A 5,350-nucleotide genomic window follows, 5' to 3' on the forward strand; every position below is an offset into this window, starting at 1 on the left:
CGCCGGACGCCATCATTAATCTACATAGCGCATCGCGACCCGGGACGTCAGTCGCGTAATAAGTTCGTAAGCACTTACTTTTGTAAGCTCAGCGATGCGCTCTACCGGCAGCCCTTCGCCCCACATCACTACCGGATCGCCCGCTCGCTCCTGGGCCTCTGGCCCAAGGTCAACGCAGATCATATCCATCGCCACGCGCCCGACGATAGGCACTTCGCGGCCGTTGACCAGTACCGGCGTACCCGATGGCGCGGCGCGGGGATAGCCATCGCCGTAGCCCATCGCTACTACGCCAAGACGCGTATCGCGCTCGCTGGTCCAGGTCCCGCCGTAGCCTACCGGCTCGCCCGCACGGTGCGGACGCACGGCGATCAGCTTTGAGGTCAGGGACATCACCGGCTGGAAGCCAAAGTCAGCGCCCCAGGGTTTTTGATCCAGCGGCGAGACGCCATAGAGAATGATGCCGGGACGCACCCAGTCAAAGTGGGCCTGCGGCCAGAGCAGAATGCCGCCGGAGGCCGCAATAGAGCGCAGGCCCGGCTTGCCTTCGGTGAAGGTGGTGAAGATATCCAGCTGCTGCTCGGTTGCGCCACACTCTGGCTCATCGGCCCGGGCAAAGTGGCTGACAATATTCACCGGCTGGCGCACGTTTTTACAGGTGCAGAGACGCTGATAGAACGCGCTGGCCTCTTCGGGACGCACGCCCAGCCGATGCATGCCGGTATCAAGCTTCATCCAAACGGTGATAGGTTCAGGCAGCACCGCCCTCTCCAGCGCCTCCAGCTGCTCGATATTGTGCACGGCGGTGTGCAAATTTTGCGCAGAGAGCGTGGGGAGATCGTCAGCGGAAAAAAAACCCTCCAGCAGCAGAATGGGCTGGATAATGCCGCCCGCACGCAGCGTTAGGGCCTCTTCGAGACGGGCAACGCCAAAGGCGTCGGCGTCGGGGAGCGTTCGCGCGGTCTCCAGGAGACCGTGTCCGTAAGCGTTCGCTTTCACCACTGCAACCAGTTTGCTGGCAGGAGCCAGCTCACGCAGGCGTTGCAGATTGTGTCGCAGAGCGCGGCGGTTAATTACTACGGTTGCCGCTTGCATGTTAATCCTTATTCTTCGTCATACTGTGGCCCGGCATAATTGTCGAAGCGCGACCACTGCCCGTTAAAGGTCAGACGTACCGTACCGATCGGGCCGTTACGCTGCTTACCAATAATAATTTCTGCGATGCCTTTCAGATCGCTGTTCTCGTGGTACACCTCATCACGATAGATAAACATGATCAGGTCGGCATCCTGCTCGATAGAGCCGGATTCACGCAGGTCGGAGTTGACCGGGCGCTTATCAGCACGCTGCTCCAGGGAGCGGTTAAGCTGCGACAGGGCGACGACCGGCACCTGTAACTCTTTCGCCAGCGCCTTCAGCGAGCGGGAGATCTCCGCGATCTCCAGGGTACGGTTGTCGGAGAGCGACGGAACGCGCATCAGCTGCAGGTAGTCGATCATGATCATGCTCAGGCCGTCATGCTCGCGGAAAATCCGTCGGGCGCGGGAGCGCACCTCGGTCGGCGTCAGGCCAGAGGAGTCGTCGATATACATATTACGCTTCTCCAGCAGAATACCCATGGTGCCGGAGATCCGCGCCCAGTCTTCGTCGTCGAGCTGGCCGGTACGGATGCGGGTCTGATCGACGCGGGAGAGCGACGCCAGCATACGCATCATGATCTGCTCGGCGGGCATCTCCAGGCTGAAGATCAGCACTGGCTTATCCTGGAGCATCGCGGCGTTTTCGCACAGGTTCATAGCGAAGGTGGTTTTACCCATCGACGGACGCGCCGCCACGATGATCAGATCCGAACGTTGCAGACCCGCCGTTTTCTTATTCAGATCCTGGTAGCCGGTATCAACGCCGGTAACGCCGTCGTGGGGTTGCTGAAACAGCTGCTCGATACGCGCAACGGTGGCTTCAAGGATCTGATCGATACTTTTCGGCCCTTCGTCTTTATTCGCCCGGTTTTCGGCAATCTGGAAAACGCGGGATTCGGCGAGGTCGAGCAGATCTTCGCTGGTTCGCCCCTGAGGGTCAAAGCCCGCAGTGGCGATTTCATTAGCCACCGAAATCATCTCGCGTACAACCGCACGTTCGCGAACGATGTCAGCATAGGCGCTGATGTTCGCCGCGCTTGGCGTATTTTTCGATAGCTCTGCAAGATAGGCAAAACCGCCTACGCTGTCCAACTGGCCCTGCTGCTCCAGCGACTCCGCCAGAGTGATCAGGTCGATGGGCTTGCTCATCTCCTGCAGGCGGTGCATCTCAGTGAAGATGTGTCGGTGCGGGCGGGTATAGAAATCTTCCGCAACAACGCGCTCGGCAACGTCGTCCCAGCGTTCGTTATCCAGCATTAAACCGCCCAACACCGACTGCTCCGCTTCGATTGAGTGTGGCGGCACTTTCATCCCCTCGACTTGCATATCGCGGGGTTCAGTCTGTTTGTTGAAGGGTTTATTTCCTGCCATAGTGAATGGAGTACCGAGATGATAATTGGCTCGCAAGATTACCACAGAGTTCAGGAGGAAGCATGGCAACAAGAATTGAATTTCACAAGCATGGTGGCCCTGAGGTATTAAAAGCGGTGGAGTTTACTCCCACCGATCCGGCAGAGAACGAGGTGCAGGTCGAGAACAAGGCTATCGGTATCAACTATATCGACACCTATATCCGCAGCGGCCTCTATCCGCCACCGGCGTTGCCAAGCGGACTCGGTACAGAGGCAGCAGGCGTAGTCAGCAAAGTAGGTAAAAACGTTAGCCACATTAAAGCGGGCGATCGGGTGGTCTATGCCCAGTCGGCACTGGGTGCCTACAGCTCGGTACACAACGTGCCTGCGGATAAGGTCGCTATTCTGCCCAATGCGATCTCCTTTGAACAGGCGGCGGCCTCGTTCCTGAAAGGGCTGACGGTCTTCTATCTGCTGCGTAAAACCTATGAGATCAAGCCCGACGAGCCGTTTCTGTTCCATGCAGCGGCGGGCGGCGTAGGGCTTATCGCCTGCCAGTGGTCCAAGGCGCTAGGTGGAAAGCTGATCGGCACCGTGGGCAGCGCGCAGAAGGCGCAGCGGGCGTTGCAGGCCGGTGCATGGCAGGTGATTAACTACCGCGAGGAGAGCATCGTTGATCGCGTCAAGGAGATCACCGGCGGTAAAAAGGTGTGCGTTGTCTATGACTCGGTAGGAAAAGATACCTGGGAATCGTCGCTGGACTGCCTACAGCGTCACGGCCTGATGGTCAGCTTCGGCAACGCCTCTGGCCCGGTCACCGGCGTTAACCTCGGCATTCTCAACCAGAAAGGTTCCCTGTATGCCACCCGCCCTTCCCTTCAGGGTTACATCACTAACCGGGAGGAGCTAGAAGAGGCGAGCAACGAGCTCTTTTCGCTGATTGCCAGCGGCGTGATTAAGGTGGACGTGGCGGAGGAGCAGAAGTTCCCGCTGGCGGAGGCGCAGCGCGCGCATGAAACGCTGGAGAGCCGGTCAACGCAGGGATCGAGCTTATTGATCCCCTGATTCCCTCTAAATAATTCGAGTAGCAGGAAGGCGGCAAGTGCGCGAGTCCCCAGGAGCTTACATAGGTAAGTGACTGGGGCGAGTAAGCGCAGCCAACGCACCGGCTGCTTGAAGTATGACGAGGGAAAAGAATTAGGGCTTCTCTGTAAAACAGAGAAGCCCTTTCTTTTTTTAGTTCGGCTGTATGTAGGGTACAGCTCGATGAATTCAAAAGCCGCGCAATAGTGACAGATTCAATACCTAAATCCTATGCGGTTTGGCTGAACCTGCCAGAGAAAAGTGCCAGGATGTGATCAAGACCGCATTACTTAGTAACGCCAGCGGCTATTACGCTGATACAGCGGCAGTTTTGGCTTTTTCACCGCCCGGATCACCCAGACGATAGCGACCGCCAGCAGCAGCCAGGGCAGCAGTTTAAACATTAAGGCAAACAGACCACCGACAAACATTAGCGCCGTGGCCACTGCCAGAGCAACGATAATGCCCAGCAGCGAGACGCCCGTAACCAGCAGCATCATAAAAAATCCAATAACAAACAGTAGTTCCAGCATGGCTCTTCCCCCTCAATAGTTACCTGAGTTATTACAAGAATCATGCCAGAATGTAATTCATTGATAATAAAACAAAACGCCTCGCAGAGCGCTGCGAGGCGTAGTCAATTTAGCTAACTTTTAGCGAATTTCTAACGCTTATCTGCGACCAGCTTTAGCGCCTGCTCCAGCACGTTAATATCTGCCCCGGCCTTATGAGCGTTTTCACTCAGGTAGCGACGCCACTGGCGCGCGCCTGGAACGCCCTGGAAAAGGCCCAGCATATGGCGGGTAATGTGCCCGAGATAGGCACCGCTGCTCAGCTCACGCTCAATATAGGGATACATGGCGCGCACCACCGCGACCGGATCGGCATCGTCACGCGCTACGCCAAAAATCTCACGGTCAACCGCAGCCAGGATGCCTGGATTTTGATACGCCTCACGCCCTACCATCACCCCATCCATATGCTCAAGGTGCGCCTTCGCCTCTTCCAGCGATTTAATGCCGCCATTAATGGACATGGTCAGGTGCGGGAAGTCGCGCTTAAGCTGATAGACGCGCGGGTAGTCCAGGGGCGGGATCTCGCGGTTCTCCTTTGGGCTGAGCCCAGAGAGCCAGGCCTTACGGGCATGGATAATAAACGTCTCACACTCGCCCTTGCCGGAAACGGTATCAATAAAGCTGCAAAGGAATTCGTAGCTGTCTTGATCGTCAATGCCGATGCGGGTCTTCACCGTCACCGGGATAGAGACCACATCGCGCATGGCTTTGATGCAGTCTGCCACCAGCTGCGCATTGCCCATCAGGCAGGCCCCGAACATACCGTTCTGCACGCGATCGGACGGACAGCCAACGTTGAGATTGATCTCATCATAACCGCGGGCTTCGGCCAGTTTCGCACAGTGGGCCAGCTGCGCCGGATCGCTGCCGCCCAGCTGAAGCGCAACGGGGTGCTCTTCGTCGCTGTAGGCCAGGTAGTCGCCTTTGCCATGGATAATCGCCCCGGTGGTTACCATCTCGGTATAGAGCAGCGTCTCCCGCGACAGCAGGCGCAGGAAATAGCGACAGTGGCGATCGGTCCAGTCGAGCATGGGCGCGATGGAGAAGCGATGGGCGGCGAAGGCGGTAGCGGGCGTGACTGGCGGCATAGCGTACGTTTTTTCATCAAAATAGAAAAGGGGCGCTACTATAGCATACTCATTTCGCCTGAACAGCACGCCGGGGACGTTGCGCATAACGTATGTTGAGGATATCTTGCGAT

General features: G+C 57.3%; 5 protein-coding genes. 1 reads left to right on the top strand and 4 read right to left on the bottom strand.

Going from position 1 to position 5,350, the window contains the following annotated elements:
- Positions 1-15: 15 nt before the first annotated feature.
- Both alr and dnaB read right to left on the bottom strand, forming a co-directional pair.
- On the bottom strand, positions 16-1,095 hold the full coding sequence (gene alr / locus FN633_RS15105) for an alanine racemase (protein WP_154058267.1): 1,080 nt from the start codon (positions 1,093-1,095) through the stop codon (positions 16-18).
- Between the two features lie 8 nt (positions 1,096-1,103).
- Positions 1,104-2,510 carry a replicative DNA helicase gene (gene dnaB, locus FN633_RS15110; protein WP_154058268.1) on the bottom strand — a complete coding sequence of 469 codons (1,407 nt, stop codon included), beginning with the start codon at positions 2,508-2,510 and terminating at the stop codon, positions 1,104-1,106.
- 62 nt (positions 2,511-2,572) lie between these two features.
- Here dnaB and FN633_RS15115 point away from each other — a divergent pair, with 62 nt between their 5' ends.
- A complete protein-coding gene (locus FN633_RS15115; protein WP_154058269.1) occupies positions 2,573-3,556 on the top strand; it encodes a quinone oxidoreductase in 984 nt (327 codons plus the stop codon).
- 308 nt (positions 3,557-3,864) lie between these two features.
- Here the strand turns inward: FN633_RS15115 and pspG are convergent, their stop codons facing one another.
- Positions 3,865-4,107: an envelope stress response protein PspG gene (gene pspG, locus FN633_RS15120; RefSeq protein ID WP_042388868.1), complete on the bottom strand. Its 243-nt coding sequence runs from the start codon at positions 4,105-4,107 to the stop codon at positions 3,865-3,867.
- A 131-nt stretch (positions 4,108-4,238) separates the two neighbouring features.
- Positions 4,239-5,237 (bottom strand): tRNA dihydrouridine(20/20a) synthase DusA, encoded by a 999-nt coding sequence (gene dusA, locus FN633_RS15125; RefSeq protein ID WP_154058270.1) that lies wholly within the window; start codon positions 5,235-5,237, stop codon positions 4,239-4,241.
- Positions 5,238-5,350 lie beyond the last annotated feature (113 nt).

Source organism: Pseudescherichia vulneris (genome assembly GCF_902164725.1).
Classification (GTDB): domain Bacteria; phylum Pseudomonadota; class Gammaproteobacteria; order Enterobacterales; family Enterobacteriaceae; genus Pseudescherichia; species Pseudescherichia vulneris.

Bases quoted from the DNA above. Each gene is read 5' to 3' on its own strand.
- alr (WP_154058267.1), bottom strand. From the start codon at position 1,095: ATGCAAGCGGCAACCGTAGTAATTAACCGCCGCGCTCTGCGACACAAT.
- dnaB (WP_154058268.1), bottom strand. From the start codon at position 2,510: ATGGCAGGAAATAAACCCTTCAACAAACAGACTGAACCCCGCGATATG.
- FN633_RS15115 (WP_154058269.1), top strand. From the start codon at position 2,573: ATGGCAACAAGAATTGAATTTCACAAGCATGGTGGCCCTGAGGTATTA.
- pspG (WP_042388868.1), bottom strand. From the start codon at position 4,107: ATGCTGGAACTACTGTTTGTTATTGGATTTTTTATGATGCTGCTGGTT.
- dusA (WP_154058270.1), bottom strand. From the start codon at position 5,237: ATGCCGCCAGTCACGCCCGCTACCGCCTTCGCCGCCCATCGCTTCTCC.